15 protein-coding genes are annotated in these 19701 nt (G+C 68.9%); 8 read left to right on the top strand and 7 right to left on the bottom strand.

The features are described from left to right. Positions 1-9: 9 nt before the first annotated feature. Positions 10-2631, bottom strand: a complete 2622-nt coding sequence (locus ACQ3HB_RS05960; RefSeq protein WP_430918642.1) for an Rne/Rng family ribonuclease — start codon at positions 2629-2631, stop codon at positions 10-12. Between the two features lie 289 nt (positions 2632-2920). On the opposite strand from ACQ3HB_RS05960, the gene ACQ3HB_RS05955 reads away from it, so the two are divergent. Further along, positions 2921-3523, top strand: a complete 603-nt coding sequence (locus ACQ3HB_RS05955; protein WP_430918640.1) for a vitamin K epoxide reductase family protein — start codon at positions 2921-2923, stop codon at positions 3521-3523. Positions 3524-3634: 111 nt separating this feature from the next. Here the strand turns inward: ACQ3HB_RS05955 and ndk are convergent, their stop codons facing one another. The 5 genes from ndk to ACQ3HB_RS05930 all read right to left on the bottom strand — a co-directional run bounded on the left by ndk (position 3635) and on the right by ACQ3HB_RS05930 (position 10151). After that, the gene (gene ndk / locus ACQ3HB_RS05950; RefSeq protein WP_430918639.1) at positions 3635-4051 is read right to left on the bottom strand and encodes a nucleoside-diphosphate kinase; all 417 of its coding nucleotides are present in this window, start codon (positions 4049-4051) and stop codon (positions 3635-3637) included. A gap of 2 nt (positions 4052-4053) precedes the next feature. Next, positions 4054-4476 (bottom strand): DUF4233 domain-containing protein, encoded by a 423-nt coding sequence (locus tag ACQ3HB_RS05945; protein WP_430918637.1) that lies wholly within the window; start codon positions 4474-4476, stop codon positions 4054-4056. After that, positions 4473-5825 (bottom strand): bifunctional folylpolyglutamate synthase/dihydrofolate synthase, encoded by a 1353-nt coding sequence (locus ACQ3HB_RS05940; protein ID WP_430918634.1) that lies wholly within the window; start codon positions 5823-5825, stop codon positions 4473-4475. Before ACQ3HB_RS05940 ends, ACQ3HB_RS05945 begins: the two co-directional genes overlap by 4 nt. Beyond that, positions 5818-9213 (bottom strand): isoleucine--tRNA ligase, encoded by a 3396-nt coding sequence (ileS, locus tag ACQ3HB_RS05935; protein ID WP_430918633.1) that lies wholly within the window; start codon positions 9211-9213, stop codon positions 5818-5820. Before ileS ends, ACQ3HB_RS05940 begins: the two co-directional genes overlap by 8 nt. A gap of 284 nt (positions 9214-9497) precedes the next feature. Then, on the bottom strand, positions 9498-10151 hold the full coding sequence (locus ACQ3HB_RS05930) for a TetR/AcrR family transcriptional regulator (protein ID WP_430918631.1): 654 nt from the start codon (positions 10149-10151) through the stop codon (positions 9498-9500). A gap of 172 nt (positions 10152-10323) precedes the next feature. Between ACQ3HB_RS05930 and ACQ3HB_RS05925 the strand changes: the two genes are divergently transcribed. The 4 genes from ACQ3HB_RS05925 to ACQ3HB_RS05910 all read left to right on the top strand — a co-directional run bounded on the left by ACQ3HB_RS05925 (position 10324) and on the right by ACQ3HB_RS05910 (position 15594). Further along, positions 10324-11982, top strand: a complete 1659-nt coding sequence (locus ACQ3HB_RS05925; RefSeq protein ID WP_430918629.1) for an ABC transporter substrate-binding protein — start codon at positions 10324-10326, stop codon at positions 11980-11982. Next, entirely contained in the window at positions 11979-12974 is a 996-nt protein-coding gene (locus tag ACQ3HB_RS05920; RefSeq protein ID WP_430918628.1) for an ABC transporter permease, read from the top strand. Before ACQ3HB_RS05925 ends, ACQ3HB_RS05920 begins: the two co-directional genes overlap by 4 nt. A 77-nt stretch (positions 12975-13051) precedes the next feature. Next, complete coding sequence (locus tag ACQ3HB_RS05915; RefSeq protein WP_430918918.1) at positions 13052-13864, top strand: ABC transporter permease; 813 nt, start codon at positions 13052-13054, stop codon at positions 13862-13864. Next, positions 13861-15594 carry a dipeptide ABC transporter ATP-binding protein gene (locus ACQ3HB_RS05910; RefSeq protein ID WP_430918626.1) on the top strand — a complete coding sequence of 578 codons (1734 nt, stop codon included), beginning with the start codon at positions 13861-13863 and terminating at the stop codon, positions 15592-15594. The genes ACQ3HB_RS05915 and ACQ3HB_RS05910 overlap by 4 nt, the downstream gene beginning before the upstream one ends. 53 nt (positions 15595-15647) lie before the next feature. On the opposite strand, the gene ACQ3HB_RS05905 is transcribed toward ACQ3HB_RS05910, so the two are convergent. Further along, positions 15648-16082, bottom strand: coding sequence for a hypothetical protein (locus ACQ3HB_RS05905; RefSeq protein ID WP_430918624.1), 435 nt, complete (start codon positions 16080-16082; stop codon positions 15648-15650). Between the two features lie 263 nt (positions 16083-16345). Here ACQ3HB_RS05905 and valS point away from each other — a divergent pair, with 263 nt between their 5' ends. The 3 genes from valS to ACQ3HB_RS05890 are packed head-to-tail and all read left to right on the top strand — an operon-like array spanning position 16346 to position 19640. After that, positions 16346-18937 (top strand): valine--tRNA ligase, encoded by a 2592-nt coding sequence (gene valS, locus ACQ3HB_RS05900; RefSeq protein WP_430918622.1) that lies wholly within the window; start codon positions 16346-16348, stop codon positions 18935-18937. Then, the gene (locus tag ACQ3HB_RS05895; RefSeq protein WP_430918620.1) at positions 18934-19380 is read left to right on the top strand and encodes a GNAT family N-acetyltransferase; all 447 of its coding nucleotides are present in this window, start codon (positions 18934-18936) and stop codon (positions 19378-19380) included. Before valS ends, ACQ3HB_RS05895 begins: the two co-directional genes overlap by 4 nt. Then, positions 19380-19640 (top strand): hypothetical protein, encoded by a 261-nt coding sequence (locus tag ACQ3HB_RS05890; protein WP_430918619.1) that lies wholly within the window; start codon positions 19380-19382, stop codon positions 19638-19640. The genes ACQ3HB_RS05895 and ACQ3HB_RS05890 overlap by 1 nt, the downstream gene beginning before the upstream one ends. Positions 19641-19701 lie beyond the last annotated feature (61 nt).

The following is a 19701-nucleotide window of genomic DNA, read 5'->3' as shown; positions in this document are numbered from 1 at the left end:
TCAGGCCGACTACTCCGCGGTGCGTCCGGCGGACTCGCCGCCGGTCGGCGCGATGGCCGAGCCGCCCGTGAGGGAAGCCGTCGACACACGACGGCTCCTGCCGCGGCCCTGACCGGGCTTCTTGGGCTCCGGGAGGGCGTCGAGGACGGAGTCGAGCAGGTGCTCGGTGTCGACGACGGCACGACGCGGCTTCTCGGCGATCGGCGTGAGGGGGATGTCGAGGATCGCGATGGGCGCCTGCGCTGCGGGCTGCTCGGCGACCCGCTCAGAACCGTTCTGGTCGGAACCGCCCTGATCCTGGCGCGGAGCCTGCTCACGCGAAGCATCGCGCTGGCCCCGGCCGTTGCGTTCTGAGCGATCCGCACGATCGCCACGGTCGTCGCGCGACTCACGGGGTTCACGCGGTTCGCGCTTGTCACGGCGTCCCCGACGGCCTTCGCGCGGCGCGGACGGAGTGGTCGGCCCCTCCGGGAGCTCGATCGTGATCGTCTCGGAAGGAGCGGCCGTCTGCTCAGCGGTCCCCTCGGCGGCCGCGGCGGCCTCTGCTGCGACCTCCTCGTGGTGCAGCGTGCGAGCGGCGATGAGGGCGAGCGCGTTCTTCGCGTCATCGGTGATGCCGTGCGTCTGCGTGGCGGGCTTCTGCGCGGCGGTGCCCGACGGAGCCGAACCGTTGCCGTTCGACGCAGGACCCTTGCCGCGGCGGCGCTGTTCCGGCTGCGGCGTCTGGCGGTGCTTGACGACGGGGTCGTGGTGCACGATGACGCCACGTCCCGCGCAGGTCTCGCACGGCTCGCTGAAGGTCTCGAGGAGTCCGAGACCGAGCTTCTTGCGCGTCATCTGGACGAGGCCGAGCGACGTGACCTCCGCGACCTGATGCTTCGTGCGGTCACGGCTCAGGCACTCGACCAGACGGCGGAGCACGAGGTCACGGTTGGACTCGAGCACCATGTCGATGAAGTCGACGACGATGATGCCGCCGATGTCGCGAAGACGCAGCTGACGCACGATCTCCTCCGCGGCCTCGAGGTTGTTCATCGTGACGGTCTCCTCGAGGTTGCCGCCGGAACCGACGAACTTCCCCGTGTTGACGTCGACGACGGTCATCGCCTCGGTGCGGTCGATCACGAGCGAGCCGCCGGAGGGCAGCCAGACCTTGCGGTCGAGGGCCTTCTCGATCTGCTCGGTGACGCGGTAGTCGGCGAACGCGTCGCCGGTGCCCTCGTAGGCTTCCACGCGCTCGAGGAGGTCGGGTGCGACGCCGCGCAGGTAGCTCTCGATCGTCTGCTGCGCTTCCGAACCCTGGATGACGAGCTTGTGGAAGTCCTCGTTGAAGACGTCACGCACGATCTTGATGAGGAGGTCGGGCTCGCTGTGCAGGAGCGCGGGGGCCTGGACGGTCTCCATCTGGCGGGAGATCTCGGCCCACTGCGACTTGAGGCGCGTGACGTCGAGCGTCAGCTGCTCCTCGGTGGCGCCCTCGGCCGCCGTGCGCACGATGACGCCGACGTTCTCGGGCAGGACCTCTTTGAGGATCTTCTTGAGGCGGGCGCGCTCGGTGTCCGGGAGCTTCCGCGAGATGCCGTTCATCGAGCCGTTGGGCACGTAGACGAGGTAGCGGCCCGGGAGGGACACCTGGCTCGTCAGGCGTGCGCCCTTGTGACCGATCGGGTCCTTCGTGACCTGCACGAGCACCTTGTCGCCGCCCTTGAGCGCGAGTTCGATGCGGCGGGGCTGGTTGCCCGTCTCCGCTGCGGCCCAGTCGACCTCACCGGAGTACAGGACGGCGTTGCGGCCACGACCGATGTCGACGAACGCGGCTTCCATGCTGGGGAGCACGTTCTGGACGCGTCCGAGGTAGACGTTGCCGATGAGCGACGCCTCCTGGCTGCGGGCGACGTAGTGCTCGACGAGGACGCCGTCCTCGAGGACGCCGATCTGGATGCGTCCGCCCTTGGAACGGACGACCATCACGCGGTCGACGGATTCGCGGCGCGCGAGGAACTCGGCCTCGGTCACGACGGGACGACGACGGCCAGCGTCACGGCCGTCGCGACGACGCTGCTTCTTGGCTTCGAGGCGGGTCGAACCGCGCACCTTCTGCGGTTCGGTGATGAGCTCCGGTTCACGCGGGGTGCGAACCTTGACGACGTTGCGCTCGCTCGACTCCCCCGCTCCGCCGTCCTCGCCGGCGCGGCGACGCGTGCGGCGACGGGACGAACCGCCCTCGGATTCCTCCGGCTCGTCATCGCGGTGGACGATGGGAGGCAGGTCCGGCGCCTGGAACAGCAGGACCGTGGTGGGCGGACGGACCGGCGCGACCGGTTCCACGATCGCGTCGGCGGGCGCATCGTCGTGCGACTCGGAGGGCGCGTCGTCTCCGGCTCCGGCCTCCTCCACTGCGGCGTCAGCGGCCGTGAGCGGCTCCGGCGTCGCCTCCGGCTCGGTCGCGTCCTCCGCCGTCTCCGGCGACTCCGGTTCCACGACGGCTTCGATCACGACGTCGAAGAGGTCGGCGTCGAAGACGCCCTGTCCCGCTTCCACCGCGGCAGTCTCGAACGCCTGCGATTCCTGGTCTTCGTGCTCTGTCGACTCGCCCGATGCGTTCGGGTCTTCGATATTCTCGTTCACCATTCCTGGTGCGCTCCTCAACCGGTACAGTGGCCGCGCCACTCTCCGGTACCTCTCTCGTGCGAGCCTCCGCTAGGCGACTGCTCGCAAATCCTGTGTGACGGCCGGCTCTCCGAGCTCTAGCTGTCGTGTCGGCTCGTGCCGACGGGTCCTGGGCACTCGTTGCCCAACAAGCCTGTTGTGACACCTCGATCGAGCGCGGCTCGACCTGCGTCGATCGATTATCGCACGACTCACCTGTTCGGGGCATGTTTGCAGCCCGACACGCAGGACCCCATGCGACAATCGGGGCGTGTCAACACCTCTCATCGAGGCGCGCCCCAGGGGCCTCGCCATCTTCCTCATCATCGCCGGTTCGATCGGCTGGATCGCGGCTTTCGCCCTCACCGTGGAGAAGTTCCACCTGCTCGAGAACCCGGGCGGCAAGCTCGGGTGCGACCTCAGCATCCTCGTGCAGTGCCAGGCGAACCTGAACTCGTGGCAGGGCTCGGTGCTCGGCTTCCCGAACCCGATCCTCGGCCTCGGCGGGTGGGTAGCGCCCATCGCCGTCGGCGTCGCGATCCTCGCCGGGGCGCGATTCCACCGCTGGTTCTGGATCGCTCTGAACGTCGGTGTCGCCGGCGCGCTCGGCTTCGTGATCTGGCTCATCTCACAGAGCATCTTCGTGCTCGGCACCCTGTGCCCGTGGTGCATGGTGACGTGGTCGGTCACGATCCCGACGTTCTTCGCCGTCACCTTCTTCACGCTCAAGTCGGGCGTGATCCCGACGAGCGCGGGCGTCAAGCGGTTCGCGACGAGCGCCTCGTCGTGGGTCGCCGTCATCACGCTCGCCTGCTACCTCATCATCGCGATCATCGCTCAGGTGCGCCTCGACGTGCTGTCCTACCTCGTCTGAGCGGTTTAGCCCTCGTCTGATCGGTTCGGCACAGCGCGTCCGCCGCACGCAGAACGCCCGCCGACCTGGAGACCAGACGGCGGGCGTTCGTGCGTTCGGGTGCGACCCGGCTCAGTTGAACCAGAGGCCCAGTTCGCGGCTCGCCGACTCGGGGCTGTCCGAGCCGTGCACGAGGTTCTGCTGGACCTTGAGGCCCCAGTCGCGGCCGAAGTCGCCACGGATCGTGCCGGGGGCGGCGTTCGTTGGGTCGGTCGTGCCTGCCAGTGAACGGAAGCCCTCGATGACGCGGTTGCCGGCGACGCGGATCGCGACGACGGGCCCGCTCAGCATGAACTCGACGAGCGGCTCGTAGAACGGCTTGCCCTCGTGCTCCTCGTAGTGCTTCGCGAGCAGTTCGCGGTCCGGCTGCACGAGACGGAGGTCGACGAGCGAGTAGCCCTTCGCCTCGATGCGGCGCAGGATCTCGCCGGTCAGGTTGCGCGCGACGCCGTCCGGCTTCACGAGCACGAGCGTTTCTTCAACAGCCACTGTCAGTCCTTCACTTCTCGGTAGTGCGCCTGCTGGCGCTCGATCCGGTCGCCCGACACCATGCAGTACGCCCACACGGCGGCGAACATCGCGCCGACGAGGAACATCATCGGCACGAACAAACCGGTAGCAACGATAGCGGCTTGCACTCCCCAGCCGAGCCAGTATCCCCAGCGGAATCGCAGGAGCGGGATCGTCACGATGATGATGAGGCAGAGGATTCCGCCACCGATCAAGGCGACGGGGGCGGGAGCCGCTTTGAGGCCGAAGATGACGAGCGAGCCGAGGAACATGACGATCATCTCGAAGCCGAGCACGATCGAGCCGAGGCTCTGCTTCACCGTGCGGACAGGACGCGTGCGAGGCGCTTTCGGCGTCGGCTCACCCGGGTCCGCGGGCTCGTGTGCGTTCGGGGCGTCGGTCATGCTTTCACCTTCCACTCGCGGTCGGCCGCGATCTCGATCGCTTCACCGACGAGGGTGATCGAACCGGTGATGACGACGAGCCTGCGCTCGCCCTCCGCTGCCCACCGCCTCGCGACGTCCGCCGCCTCGTCGAGGCGATCGTAGACCGGCAGCTCCGGGATCGCGAGCGATTCCGCGATCCGACCGAGTTCCTCGGCGGGGATCGCACGCTCGGACTCCGACTGCGTGATGACGAGGAGCGATGCGGCGGGCGCGAAGGTCTCGAGGATGCCACGGGCGTCCTTGTCCGCCACGATCCCGACGACGAAGGCGATCTCGTCGACGTCGAAGTAGGTGCCGAGCGCTGCGACGAGCGCGCGGGCCCCGTGGGGGTTGTGCGCTGCGTCGACGAGGACCGTCGGTTCCGTGCCGATGAGCTGCAGACGGCCGGGCGACGTCGCTTCCGCGAGCCCTTCGGCGAGGACGGTCTCCGCGAGCGGCCGGGTCGCCCCGCCGAGGAAGGCTTCGACCGCTGCGATCGCGAGCGTCGCGTTGCGGCCCTGGTGGTCGCCGTAGAACGGGAGGTAGAGCTCCGGGTACGTCCCGGCACGGCCGCGGACGGTGATGAGCTGCCCGCCGACGCCGACGGCGTCCTGCACGAGCGCGAAGTCCTCTCCCTCGAAGGCGATGGGGTCGCCGGCTGCCTCGGCTGCCGCGACGAGCTCACGCCTCGCGTCCGCGGTCTGCGCAGCGGACACGACCTGCGCGCCCGGCTTGATGATGCCGGCCTTGGTCCGGGCTATCTCGGTGATCGTCGATCCGAGCCGCTGCATGTGGTCGAGGTCGATGGGCGCGAAGACCGCGACGTCGGCGTCCGCCGCGTTCGTCGAATCCCACGATCCGCCCATGCCGACCTCGACGACGGCCACGTCGACCGGCGCGTCGCCGAAACTCGCGAAGGCGAGGACCGTGAGCGCTTCGAAGAAGGTCAGGCGCGGTTCCCCGGCGGCTTCCAGCTCGTCGTCGACCATCTTCAGGTACGGCTTGATGTCGTCCCAGTTGTGGGCGACGGCCTCGTCGGAGATGCGTTCGCCGTCGATTGAGATGCGTTCGGTGAACCGGACGAGGTGCGGGCTCGTGAAGAGTCCCGTCCGCAGATCGTGTGCGCGGAGGATGCTCTCGATCATCCGGGACGTGCTCGTCTTGCCGTTGGTCCCCGCCACCTGGATGATCGCGAAGGACGATTCCGGGTTGCCGAGCAGCTCGAGCGCTCGTTTGGTGGGTCCGAGGCGCGGCTGCGGCTGCGCCTCGCCGAGCCGTTCGAGCAGCTCGCGGTAGACGGCGTCGGCGGCTTCGACGGGATCAGACATCAGCGCGCTCCAATTCCTGTTCTGAGGTGGTCTTGACGACGGCGACGACGAACGCGCCGCTGTTGGCGAACTTGCCGGCCTCGAAGGACTGCACGTGCTCGACGCCCGTGGTCGCCGCTGCCGCGCCGACCGTCACGGTGAGGCTCGTGGCGAGCGTCTCCCCGGCGATGTCGACGACGTCGGCTGCCGGGATGCTGTCGGCGTCCGTCTGGTCGGCGAAGGTGAGCGCCAGGGAGATGCGGTCGCTGACCTCGAGGCCGGCGGCCTTGCGGGTGTCCTGCACGGCGCGGATGACGTCGCGGGCGAAGCCTTCTGCGCGCAGTTCGTCGGTCAGGACGGTGTCGAGCAGCACGAGGCCGCCCGCGGGCAGGAGCGCGAGCGCCGCGGCGCCCTCGACGTCGTTCTCCGCCTCCATCACGAGCTCGTACTCGCCTTCGACGAGCGGGATGCCGCCGGCGGTGACGACCCCGTCCGTCTCGCTCCAGTCGCCGGACTTGGCGCCCTTGATCGCCTGCTGCACGGTCTTGCCGAGTCGTGGACCCGCCGCCCGGGCGTTGACCGTGAGCTTCGAGGTGATGCCGAAGTCGGAGGCGCTCTCGTCCGTGAGCTGGACGAAGGTGACCTGCTTGACGTTGAGTTCGTCGCGCAGGATCGACTCGAACGGTGCGAGCGAGGCGGGGTCGGCGACGACGACCGTGAGGCCGGCGAGCGGGAGCCGGACGCGGAGCCCGGCCTGCTTGCGGAGGGAGAGCGTCGTCGAGCTGATGGCGCGGATCTCGTCCATCGCCTGCACGAGGGCGTGGTCCTCGGGGAACGCGGACGCGTCCGGCCAGTCGGTCAGGTGCACGCTGCGACCGCCGGTCAGGCCCGTCCAGACCTGCTCGGTGACGAGTGGGAGGAGCGGAGCGGCCGTTCGGCTGATCGTCTCGAGGACCGTGTACAGCGTGTCGAAGGCCGCCTTGCCCGGTCCGCCATCGGCGACGCCTCCCCAGAACCGGTCGCGCGACCGACGCACGTACCAGTTCGTCAAGACGTCGGCGAAGTCGCGCAGCGACGCCGTCGCCAGGGTCGCGTCGAATCGCTCGAGGTGTTCGGTGACGGTCTCGACGACCTCACGGGTCTTCGCGAGCAGGTAGCGGTCGAGGACGTCCTCGGAGTCCGTGCGCCATTCGGCGTCGTAGCCGCCGGGGGCCGCCGTGTTGGCGTACAGCGAGAAGAAGTACCAGCTGTTCCAGAGCGGCAGCATGACCTGGCGGACGCCCTCGCGGATGCCCTCCTCCGTCACGATGAGGTTGCCCCCGCGCAGGACGGAACTGGAGATGAGGAACCAGCGCATCGCATCGGAGCCGTCGCGGTCGAAGACCTCGTTCACGTCCGGGTAGTTGCGGAGCGACTTGGACATCTTCTGCCCGTCGCTCCCGAGGACGATGCCGTGGCTCACGACGCTCGTGAACGCCGGGCGGTCGAAGAGCGCCGTCGAGAGCACGTGCAGGAGGTAGAACCAGCCTCGCGTCTGCCCGATGTACTCGACGATGAAGTCCGCCGGGTTGTGGGTGTCGAACCACTCGCGGTTCTCGAACGGGTAGTGCACCTGCGCGAACGGCATCGAGCCCGAATCGAACCACACGTCGAGGACGTCGGTGATGCGACGCATCGTCGACTGGCCGGAGGGGTCGTCGGGGTTCGGACGCGTGAGTTCGTCGATGTAGGGCCGGTGGAGATCCGTCGGACGCACGCCGAAGTCGGCTTCGAGCTCGTCGAGCGAGCCGTAGACGTCGATGCGCGGGAAGTCTGGGTTGTCGCTCTTCCACACGGGGATGGGCGAGCCCCAGTACCGGTTACGGCTGATCGACCAGTCGCGGGCGCCTGCCAGCCACTTGCCGAACTGGCCGTCCTTGACGTTCTCGGGGACCCAGGTGATCTCCTGGTTGAGCTCCTCCATGCGGTCCCTGAAGTCGGGGACGCGGATGAACCAGCTGGAGACGGCCTTGTAGATGAGCGGCTGCTTGCAGCGCCAGCAGTGCGGGTAGGAGTGCTCGTAGCTCGCCTGGCGGAGCAGCCGCCCTTCGTTCTTGAGAAGCTGTGTGAGCGGCTTGTTGGCCTCGAAGACCTGGAGCCCGACGACGTCGGCGACCTGCGGGAGGAAGCGCCCGCCGTCGTCCACCGAGACGATCACGGGGATCCCGGCGGCTTCACAGACCCGCTGGTCCTCCTCGCCGTATGCGGGCGACTGGTGCACGATGCCCGTGCCGTCCTCGGTCGAGACGTAGTCGGCCACGAGGATGCGCCACGCGTTCTGCGTGCCGAACTCCTCGGCGTCCGCGTAGTAGTCCCAGAGACGGTCGTAGGTGACGTCCTGCAGCTCGGAGCCGAGCACGGTACGGGAGATCGCGGCCTTCGCCTCCTCGGCGGAGTCGTAGCCGAGGTCCTTCGCGTAGTTGCCGACGAGCGCCGTGGCGATCAGGTATTCGCCGCCGAGCACCTCCGTCGCGGCGTGCGGGGAGCCGTCGTCCTCGCGGAGCACGGTCGCGTCCGGGGTGCCGTTCGGTCCGGCCGGGACGACCGCGTACTCGATCTCCGGCCCGACCGCGAGGGCGAGGTTCGTCGGGAGCGTCCACGGAGTCGTCGTCCACGCGAGGGCGCGAACGGCGGTCAGGCCGAGGCTCTCGGCTTTCGCGCCCGTGAGCGGGAAGGTGACCGTGACCGTCTGGTCCTGACGCATCTTGTAGACGTCGTCGTCCATCCGCAGCTCGTGGTTGGAGAGCGGCGTCTCATCGCGCCAGCAGTACGGCAGCACGCGGTAGCCCTCGTAGGCGAGGCCCTTCTCGTGCAGCTGCTTGAACGCCCAGATGACCGACTCCATGTAGGTGATGTCGAGCGTCTTGTAATCGTTGTCGAAGTCGACCCAGCGCGCCTGGCGCGTGACGTACTCCTGCCAGTCCTCCGTGTACCGGAGCACGGAGTCTTTCGCCGCCCGGTTGAAAGCGGCGAGGCCCATCTCCTCGATCTGGCGCTTGTCCGTGATGCCGAGCTGACGTTCCGCCTCGAGCTCTGCGGGCAGACCGTGCGTGTCCCAGCCGAAGCGTCGGTGAACCTGCTTGCCGCGCATCGTCTGGAACCGGGGGAAGAGGTCCTTCGCGTAGCCGGTGAGGAGGTGGCCGTAGTGCGGGAGGCCGTTGGCGAAGGGCGGGCCGTCGTAGAAGACCCACTCCGGGGCGCCTTCGCGCTGGTCGATGGATGCCTGGAAGGTGCCGTCCTGCTTCCAGTAGGCGAGGACCTGCTCCTCGATGGCGGGGAAGCTCGGCGACGGCGAGACGCTCGCGGTGTCGTCAGAGGATGGAACGCGGGCCGTGTCTGCGGCGTCGTCGCGGGATTTGGGGTAGCTCATGGGTCTCCTGGCAGGTCTCGGAACTCCTGCGAGGACGACGGCTGTGCCATCGCGGTACCACCCCGCTTACGAACCGATGCGTCTGACCATGTGGCCGGTGACTCGTATTCGTCGCTTGTTCATTGGCTGTGACGGGCCAGACCCGCTCGGTTCTACTGAGCCGTGATCCTGGGATCCCGACCGTTCTTCCGCGGACTCCCCGGTGATGGCCGGATCAACGTCGTTCCCTCCATCGTACAGCCGGTCGGGGCGATCCGGGCACTGCCGGTCGGACGGGCGGGACGTCAGCCGCGCGATGCGGCGAGCGCCGCCTCGAATCCGGTGACGACCGGAGCGACGGCGACGTCGAGGTAGTGGTCGAGTCGTTCGCGGGACACGCCTGCGGCAGCCCATGCGCCACCGGCTGCGACGACGGCCCCGGCGAGCGCCCCGGCGGCCGCGGTGATGAGCAACGGGTCCGCGACGCGTCCGCCCGCCGCGAGGGTCGGGTCGCTCCGCTCGATCCGTCGGGCGATCGCGAGGCGCAGAAGGGCTTGGAGCCTGAGGAGACGTTGCAGTCCGGAGGCCTGGAGGTCCTCCGTGGTGCCCATGAGTTCGGCTTGGGTGAGTGCCCATGGGACGCTCTGGGCGTTGGTGCCCGCGGCGATGGCGAGAAGCGCGCTTCGGAGGGATTCCATGGGGCCACCGTCGCTCGACTGGTCCTCGAGGTGGTGGTCGAGGCGGTCGAGCGCCGCGTCGACCTCGACCCAGAGCACGTCGCTCTTCGAGCCGAAGTAGTTGAAGAAGGTGTTGCGGCTGACGCCTGCGCGACTGGCGATCTGGTCGACGGTCGTCCGCGGGTAGCCCTGTTCGAGGAAGAGCTCGGCGGCAGCCTCCTCGAGGGTGCGCTGGGAGGAGAGCCGTGGTCGGCCGACGCCGCTCCGTGGTGTGCTCGCCACGCGGGCTCCTTCCTGTCGTCGCTGCCGACGCTGCCGTCCCTGCCGACGTCGAGCCTATCCGGACAGGACCTTCCTCCTCGGGCGGCGAGGGAATCAATCCACCCCTATGCTGGTTCCTAGACTGCGTCCAGTAATTGGATGACAACGTTCAGCAATTCGACAGAAACGTGCCATGTCCCCTCTCCTCGCAACTCCCCCGCTTCGCCGCGCGCTCGTGACGATCGCGAGCACCGCTGCAGCGATGCTCGTCCTCGTCGGCTGCGCCCCAGCGGCGTCCACCGCGTCCAGCACGCCCGTCGCCGGCGGCACCCTCGTCTACGCGAGCGGTGACGCCGAACCGACGTGCCTCGACCCGCACGTCGGCGGCAACTACCCGCAGGCGCTCCTCGCCACCCAGTTCCTCGAATCGCTCGTCTCCCGGGACAAGGCGGGGAAGATCATCCCCTGGCTCGCCACGAAGTGGACGACGTCCGAGGACGGGCTCGTCTGGGAGTTCACCCTCCGTGACGACGTGACCTTCACCGACGGCACGCCGTTCGACGCGGCCGCCGTGAAGGCGAACGTGGAACACCTGCAGGACCCCGACACGAAGTCCTCGACCGGCTACCTCGCCTTCGGCAAGGTCAAGCAGGTCGACGCGGTCGACGCCCACACTGCGCGCTTCACCCTCAGCTCACCAGACAGCGCCCTGCTCGAGTCCCTCTCGCAGCCCTGGAACGCGATCGAGTCACCCGCCGGCATCGCGCGGGGCATGGATGCGAACTGCGAGGCCCCCATCGGCACGGGACCATTCGTGGTGTCGAAATGGGTCAAGCAGGACCGCGTGGACCTCACGCGCAACGAGGACTACAACTCCGCCCCGGCCGATGCCGCGCATCAGGGTCCCGCCTACCTCGCCGGGATCACCTGGCGATTCATCCCCGATTCCGCGTCGCGCTTCGCCGCGTTGCAGGCCGGCGAGGTCGACATCATCGACAACGCCCAACCGGACACGATCGTCCAGGCGGAGAAGACGAAGACGCTCGTCGACCTCGACGCTCCCCGCCCGGGCGCATCGAACCGCATCGAGCTGAACTCCGGCCAGGCGCCGTTCAACGACGCCAAGGTCAGGGAGGCGTTCGTGAAGTCCGCGGACATCGACGCCGGCATCGCATCACTCTTCTTCGGGACCGCCAAGCGCTCGTACTCGCCGCTCTCGAGCGCTGAACCCACCGCTTTCTCGGACCAGTCCCTCTTCGGCTACGACCTCAAGCGGGCGAACGCGCTCCTCGACGAGGCCGGTTGGACGACGAAGGACGCCGACGGCTACCGGACGAAGGACGGCGTGAAGCTCACCGTGCGCTTCCCCGTGAGCACCAACCAGTCGATCCCCGCCGAGCAGTCGCTCTTCGAGCAGATCCAGGCGGGAGCGAAGCAGGCCGGTTTCGACGTGCAGCTCGACCCGCTCGACCTGTCGAGCTGGTACGAAGCGCTCGGGACGAACGCCTACGACGCCGTGAGCGCGCCCTACACGAAGGTGGGCCCGGACGTCCTCCGCATCCTGTATGACTCCTCAGGCATCACGCCGGCTCCGAGCGGGTACTTCGCCAACCACGCGCAGCTGAACGACCCGAAGCTCGACGCGATCCTTTCCCAGGCGAGCGACACGCTCGACGCGGACAAGCGTGCCGAGCTCTACAAGCAGGCGCAGCAGACCATCCTCGACAGCTACACGGTGCTGCCGCTGTACGACCAGCAGAACCACTTCCTGCTGAGCACGAAGCTGCAGGGCGTCCGGCCGCTGCCGACGGTGTCCGCTCCGACGTTCACGGACGCCTGGCTGGCTGAGTGACCTCGCTCCGCGCCACCGAACGATCGACGGCCGTCCGTCGAACGCACCGACCGATCCTCCTGCGGGTCGCGGTGCGGGCGGCGGGCGCCGCGTTCGTCCTGTGGGCGGTCGCCACGATCACGTTCTTCGCCGTGCGGCTCATCCCGGGAGACCCGGCCCAGGCGATCCTCGGCGGTCCCGGGTCGCAGGCGTCGCAAGCGGCGCTCGACCGCGTCCGGGAGCAGTACGGGCTCGACCAGCCGCTCATCGTCCAGTACGTGCAGCAGCTCGGACGACTCCTCACCGGCGATCTCGGGCAGTCGTATTCGCAGCGCACCCCCGTCGCGGAACTGCTCTGGGGTCAGCTCGGGAACACCCTCGTCCTCGCGGTCGCATCACTCGCCGTGGCGTGGGTCCTCGCACTCGCCCTCGTCCTCTGGTCGACGAGGGGTGGACGGGTCGCTGCAACGATCGGCAGCGGCGTCGAACTCCTCGCGGCCGCCCTCCCCCACTTCTGGCTCGCGACCGTGCTCATCTCGCTCTTCAGCACCTGGCTCGGCGCTCTCCCCCCGGTGAGCACGGGCGACGCGCGCGGCACGATCCTGCCCGTCCTCACCCTCGCGATCCCGGTCGCCGGATTCCTCGCGCAGGTCATGCGCGAATCCCTGCTCGACGCCCTCGCCTCGCCGTTCGTGGTCTCTGCGAAAGCACGCGGCGAGACCCGCGGCGGCGTCATCCTCCGTCACGCACTCCGGCACGCGGCCGTCCCCGCGATCAACCTCTCCGGGTGGGCGTTCAGCTACCTGATCAGCGGCGCGGTCGTCGTCGAGACGATCTTCGCCCGGCCCGGCCTCGGGCGCACCCTCCTCCAGGCGGTCACGCTCCGCGACGTGCCCGTCGTCACGGGCGTCGTCCTGTTCTCGGCGCTCGTCTACATCCTCGTGACGCTCGTGGCCGATGCCGCGGCCGCGGTCGTGGATCCGAGGGACAGGCAGAGGGAGGCGTCCTCGTGAGCGGCCTGGCGATCGTCGACGGGGAATCACGGTCCCGTGCGGGCGCCAGGCGGAACCCGCGGGCCGGTCTCGGACGGATCATCCTCGGACGCTTCAGCCTCCCCGAGCTCCTCTCGGCCGTCGTCGTCCTGTTCCTGCTCGTGAGCGCCGTCGCTCCCGGACTGCTCGCGACAACGGACCCGACGGCCATCGCCCCCGCCGACGCGTTCAGCGCACCATCGGCCGCGCACTGGTTCGGCACCGACGAATCCGGACGCGACATCTACAGCCGGGTCGTCTTCGGGACGGCGACCTCCCTCCTGATCGGGCTGGCGGCCACGGTCATCGGCCTGGCGCTCGGCGCACTCCTCGCGACGATCGCCGCGGTGGGAGGGCGCGTGGCCGACTTCGCGGTGGGTCGCGTCCTCGAGGTCCTCTTCGCCTTCCCCGGACTCCTCCTGGCGCTCCTCGTCATCGTCATCGCCGGTCCGGGCCCCGTCACGGCGACGATCGCCGTGGGCCTCTCGACCGCCCCCGGATACGCACGGCTCATCCGCGGGCAGCTCGTCGTCGTCCGGTCCTCCGAGTACGTCGAGGCCGCGCGAGTCCTCGGGCACTCCCCGTGGCGCGTCCTCACGAAGCACATCCTCCCGAACGCGCTCGCGCCGCTGTTCGTCCTCGCGACCCTCGGCATCGGCCAAGCAGTCGTCTGGGCTGCGGCCCTCAGCTACCTCGGGCTCGGAGCACAGCCGCCGGCTCCGGAATGGGGCGCCATGCTCGCAGCAGCACGCACCTACCTGACCACCGCGTGGTGGATGACCTTCTTCCCGGGCATGATGATCGTGCTGACGACGCTTTCGACGACCGTGCTCGGTCGCGGTGTCCAGCGGAGGACGAGGGAGGGCCGATGACGAACACCGTTCCCCTTGCGGATCCCTCTGAGGCCCTCCTGCAGGTGCGCGATCTCCACGTCTCGTTCTCCGGGGGCCCCGACGTCGTCCGCGGCGTCGACCTCGAGATCCGTGCGGGCGAGTGCGTCGCGATCGTCGGCGAGTCCGGCTCGGGGAAGAGCGTGACGGCGAGGTCGCTCCTGGGCCTCGCCGGCGCTGGAGCGTCGGTTCGCGCCGGCGTCATGCGCTTCGAGGGCGAGGACGTCTCGGGCCGCACCGAGGCCGGATGGCGACGCATCCGCGGCCGCCGCATCGGACTCATCCTCCAGGACGCATTGGGCTCCCTCGACCCCCTCCGCACCATCGGTCGCGAAATCGACGACGCGCTCCGTCTCGGGACCGGCCTCGGCCGCGCCGAACGGTCCGCGAGGGTCATCGACCTGCTCGAAGCCGTCGGGATGCCGGAGCCTGAGCAGCGCGTGGGCCTCCGTTCCGGAGAGCTGTCCGGCGGCCTGCGCCAACGCGCCCTCATCGCCTCGGCCATCGCCCTCGATCCACCGCTCGTGATCGCCGACGAACCGACGACGGCGCTCGACGTGACGGTGCAGGCACGCATCCTCGAACTCCTCGGCGGCCTCCGAGACGGCGGGACCGGACTCCTGCTCATCAGCCACGACCTCGCCGTCGTGAGCGCGATCGCCGATCGGGTCGTCGTCATGCGGCACGGTCGGATCGTCGAGAGCGGTCCGACCCACCGGATCCTCGAACACCCGCGCGAGGCCTACACCAGGGAACTCATCGGAGCCGTTCCGACCGATCGGCCGCGGTGGTCTCGGCTCTCAGCCGTCGACGCTGATGGCGACACGGGCCCTGATGCGCGCAGCGGTACAGGTGATGACACGAACTCCGCTGCCGAGACCATCGACATCGCGGAGCGCGCACCGGTCGGTTCGATGGCGGCGCCGCCCGCGAGCGACACCCCGATCCTCGAGTTCACGGGCGTCGTCAAGCGCTTCTCCCGGCGAGGCGGCGCGGAACCCCTGCTCACCGTCTCGGACGCGTCATTCGGCGTGGAGCGCGGCACGAGCCTCGGCATCGTCGGCGAGTCCGGATCGGGCAAGACGACGATCGCGCGGATGCTCCTCGGGCTGACGTCCCCCGACGCGGGGACCATCAGGTTGGACGGCCTCGACTGGTCGGGAATGTCCGAGCGGCAACGGCGACCCCACCGGCAGCGCATCGGTGCGGTCTACCAGGACAGCCTGAGTTCATTCGATCCCCGATGGCGCGTGCGGGACATCCTCGCCGACGCCGCGGCGCTCCGCGCGCACGGCCCGGCCTCGACGGTCGACGAGCTCCTCCGATCGGTCGCCCTCGACCCGGCCGTCGCCGAGGTCAGGCCCCGCACCCTGTCCGGCGGCCAGCGGCAGCGCGTCGCGATCGCCAGGGCCCTCGCCCCGCGACCGGACGTCCTCGTCCTGGACGAACCGGTGTCGGCACTCGATGTGACGGTGCAGGCGCGTGTGCTCGATCTGCTCGACGAGCTGCAACGGGAGCGCGGCCTCAGCATCGTCTTCATCAGCCACGATCTCGGCGTCGTCCGCCACATGACCGATCAGGTCATCGTGCTGCAGCGCGGCGTCATCGTTGAACACGGGTCGACCGAACGGGTCTTCACCGATCCGCGCCACGCGTACACCGCTCGGCTGGCAGCCGATGCGCCTCGGATCAGGAATCGGTCAGACGGCTAGCTCAAACGACTGGCTCAGACGGCTGGCTCGACCGGACGACTCGGGCGGCGCGCTCAGGCGTCGGTGAGGCGACTGACCCGGTCCGTCGACGCCGGTTCGGTGTCCGCCTGCGAGCGACGGATCTCCGCGCGCCGTCTGCGGGCGGCGCGCAGTCGCAGCAGCACGAGCGTCCCGGCCAGCAGCGGTGTCGCGACGACGGCGATCACGCCGATGAACTGACGTCCCTGGCGGGCGCCTGCCTCGTCCGCGACGCCGTCGTTCAGTGCGCGGGCGCGTGCGGCGTCGACCGGTACGGCATCGACCGCGACTGCATCGGCGATGACGGCGACAGACGCCGGCGAGTCCGTCCTGACGGACGCGTGCACGGGCGAAGCGGTGAGCAGCACGGCGCTGATCATGACGGCGCCGACAATCGCTCCGGGACCGGTCAGACTGCGGCGTCGCTGACGCTCGTCGGCACCCGACACGACTCCCCCGAACTCTCGCACTCCGTGAGCATACTGGACCTCAGTAAGAATTACTCACCACGTGGCGGGTACGGATGGTGGTAGCGCGTCGGCACCGATCCGATCGCCGCGAGCCGCGACCGACGACAGTCGTCCGGTTCCTTGCACATGCGCCGCCCCGACACGCGACGGCGCTCCCGACGAGCTGCTGGGACCGACCCCCGACCCCTGCGATAGACTCGACGAGACCCCCACACACTCAGGCACGTACACACGGTGCCGCACATATCGAGCTGGAGACCGCCATGACCACTGCCAACATCCCCGAGAAGCCCGCACTGGAGGGCCTCGAGCAGAAGTGGGGCACCAGCTGGGAGTCCCAAGGCACCTACCGCTTCGAGCGCGACGGCGCCACCAAGGACTGCATCTACTCGATCGACACCCCGCCGCCCACCGCATCCGGGTCGCTGCACATCGGGCACGTCTTCAGCTACACCCACACCGATGTCGTGGCGCGGTTCCAGCGCATGCGCGGCAAGCGCGTCTTCTACCCGATGGGCTGGGACGACAACGGCCTCCCCACCGAGCGTCGTGTGCAGAATTACTACGGCGTGCGATGCGACCCGACCCTCCCCTACACGCCCGACTTCGTCCCGCCCTTCGAAGGCGGCGACAACAAGAGCACGAAGGCGGCCGACCAGCAGCCGATCTCCCGCCGCAACTTCATCGAACTGTGCGAACGCCTCACCGTCGAGGACGAGCAGCAGTTCGAAGCGGTCTGGCGCGCTCTCGGACTCTCCGTCGACTGGACACAGAGCTACCGCACGATCGGTGAGGAAGCGCTCTTCACCAGCCAGCTCGCGTTCCTCCGCAACATCGAGCGCGGCGAGGCCTACCAGGCCATGGCTCCCACCCTGTGGGACATCACCTTCCGCACGGCAGTCGCCCAGGCGGAGCTCGAGGACAAGGACCAGCCCGGCGCGTACCACCGGCTCTCCTTCCACAAGCCCGACGGCGGAACGATCGAGATCGAGACCACCCGTCCAGAACTGCTCCCGGCGTGTGTGGCCCTCGTCGCGCACCCGGACGACGCACGGTTCAAGGACCTCTTCGGCACGACCGTGACCACGCCCGTCTTCGGCGTCGAGGTCCCGATCCTCGCCCACCACCTGGCCCAGCCGGACAAGGGCGCCGGCATCGCCATGATCTGCACCTTCGGCGACCTCACGGACGTCATCTGGTGGCGCGAGCTGGACCTCCCGAACCGGGCGATCATGGGCTTCGACGGGCGCATCATCTCCGAAGCGCCCGAAGCGATCACATCCGAGGCCGGACGTGAGGCCTACACGAAGCTCGCGGGCAAGACCGTGTTCAGCGCCAAGCAGGCCGTCGTCGAACTCCTCACGGAGTCCGGCGACCTCATCGGCGCCCCCAAGCCCATCACGCACCCCGTGAAGTTCTTCGAGAAGGGCGACAAGCCCCTCGAGATCGTCTCCACCCGCCAGTGGTACATCAAGAACGGCGCACGTGACGAAACGCTCCGCTCACGTCTGCTCAAACTGGGTTCGGAGCTCGACTGGCACCCGGACTTCATGCGCGTCCGCTACGAGAACTGGGTCGGCGGTCTGAGCGGCGACTGGCTCATCTCCCGCCAGCGCTTCTTCGGCGTCCCCATCCCGCTGTGGTACCCGCTCGACGCCGACGGCAACCCGGTCTTCGACGAACCGATCGTCCCGCCGCGCGAGTCGCTGCCCGTCGACCCGTCGAGCGACGCGGCTCCCGGCTACGACGAATCCCAGCGCGGCGTCCCCGGCGGCTTCCAGGGCGAGGTCGACGTCATGGACACCTGGGCCACCTCGAGCCTCACGCCGCAGCTCGCCGGCGGCTGGGAACGCGACCCGGAACTCTGGGACCTCGTCTTCCCGTTCTCGCTGCGTCCGCAGGGCCAGGACATCATTCGCACCTGGCTGTTCTCCACGATGCTGCGCTCGGTCCTCGAGTACGACGTCAAGCCGTGGGAGCACACCGCGCTGTCCGGATTCATCGTCGACCCCGACCGCAAGAAGATGTCCAAGTCGAAGGGCAACGTCGTCACGCCAGCCGACATGCTCGAACAGCACGGCTCCGACGCCGTCCGCTACTGGGCCGCTTCCAGCCGACTCGGCACCGACGCCGCCTTCGACCCGCAGAACCCGACGCAGATCAAGATCGGTCGCCGTCTGGCCATCAAGGTCCTCAACGCGTCGAAGTTCATCCTCGGCTTCGCGTCGACCGATGACGCGGCGGTGACGGAGCCGCTCGACCTGAGCATGCTCGAGACGCTCCGCAAGACCGTTGCGGATGCGACCACGGCGCTGGAGTCCTATGACCACGCCAGAGCCCTCGAGATCACCGAGGCGTTCTTCTGGACCTTCTGCGACGACTACCTGGAGCTCGTCAAGGAACGCGCGTACGCCGAGGTCGGTCCCGAGCAGGCCTCCGCCGTTGCCGCCCTCCGCACTGCCCTGACGACGCTCCTCCGCCTCTTCGCACCGTTCGTGCCGTTCGCGGCAGAAGAGGCCTGGTCCTGGTTCAACACCGACTCGGTGCACCGCGCGGTCTGGCCGACGCTCGACGAGCTCTCCGCCGTCCCCGCAGGCGACCGGCGTCTTCTCCAGCTCGCGAGCGAAGCCCTCACCGGCATCCGTCGTGCGAAGACGGACGCGAAGGCATCGCAGAAGACCCCCGTCGAATCCGCCGTCATCAGTGGACCGGCTGACCAGACCGAGCTCTTGCGGACGGCGTCCGACGACCTTCGTGCCGTCGGACGCATCGAGCGCCTCGACTTCGCCGCTGGCGAGGAACTGAGCGTCACCGGTATCGTGTTCGCACCCGTCGAGAGCGAGGAACGCGCATGAGCGTCACCGTCCGTCCCGTCACCGAGAGCGATCTCTTCGCGTGGCACGCCCTCTCCACCGGTTACGGCGACTTCTACGGCGTCCCCATGACCGATGAGAAGGCCGTCCGCGTCTGGGGCTGGCTCAGCGATCCCACGCATCCGTTGCAGGCGCTCGTCGCCGAGAACGAGCAGGGCGACCTCGTCGGCCTCGCCCACTACCGAGTGTTCCCGCGTCCGCTCGCCGGGACGACCGGCCTCTACCTCGACGACTTGTTCGTGGACCCGAACGCCCGCAAGCACGGCGTCGGAGAGGCGCTCCTCGGACGCCTCCGCGAGCTCGCGGCGGCGGGCGGCCACAGTGTCGTCCGCTGGATCACGGCGTCCGACAACGAGGAAGCGCAGCGACTGTACGACCGTGTCGCGAAGCGGACCGAGTGGGTCACCTACGATCTGGAGCCGTGATGCAGCTCGGAACCCGCTGGTCCGTCGGCCAGCAAACCCCTGACACGCTCCCCCAAGCCGTCGTCGACGCTGTCCGGGCGGAGGAGGCCGAACTCGTCTCCCTCGGCGTGGCGACGTCCTCCTGGCGCTGGACCCTCACCTGGCTCGAACGCCGGCCGATCGTCGAACTGGACGACGGAACGACGATCAGGATCGCTGCAGACGGCTCCGTCGTCGTGACCCGTGCGGACGAGGCGGCTGAAGACGCCGACGACGACTGATCCCACGTGATCGTCCGAGCTCCGGCCGGGGCAATACGGTGGCGACGCTCGAAGCGGGGAC

Source organism: Plantibacter lichenum (assembly GCF_050587525.1).
In the GTDB taxonomy this organism is placed as follows: domain Bacteria; phylum Actinomycetota; class Actinomycetes; order Actinomycetales; family Microbacteriaceae; genus Plantibacter.
The sequence above is the reverse complement of the archived record's forward strand: the minus strand, read 5'-3'. Positions and strand labels throughout refer to the sequence as shown.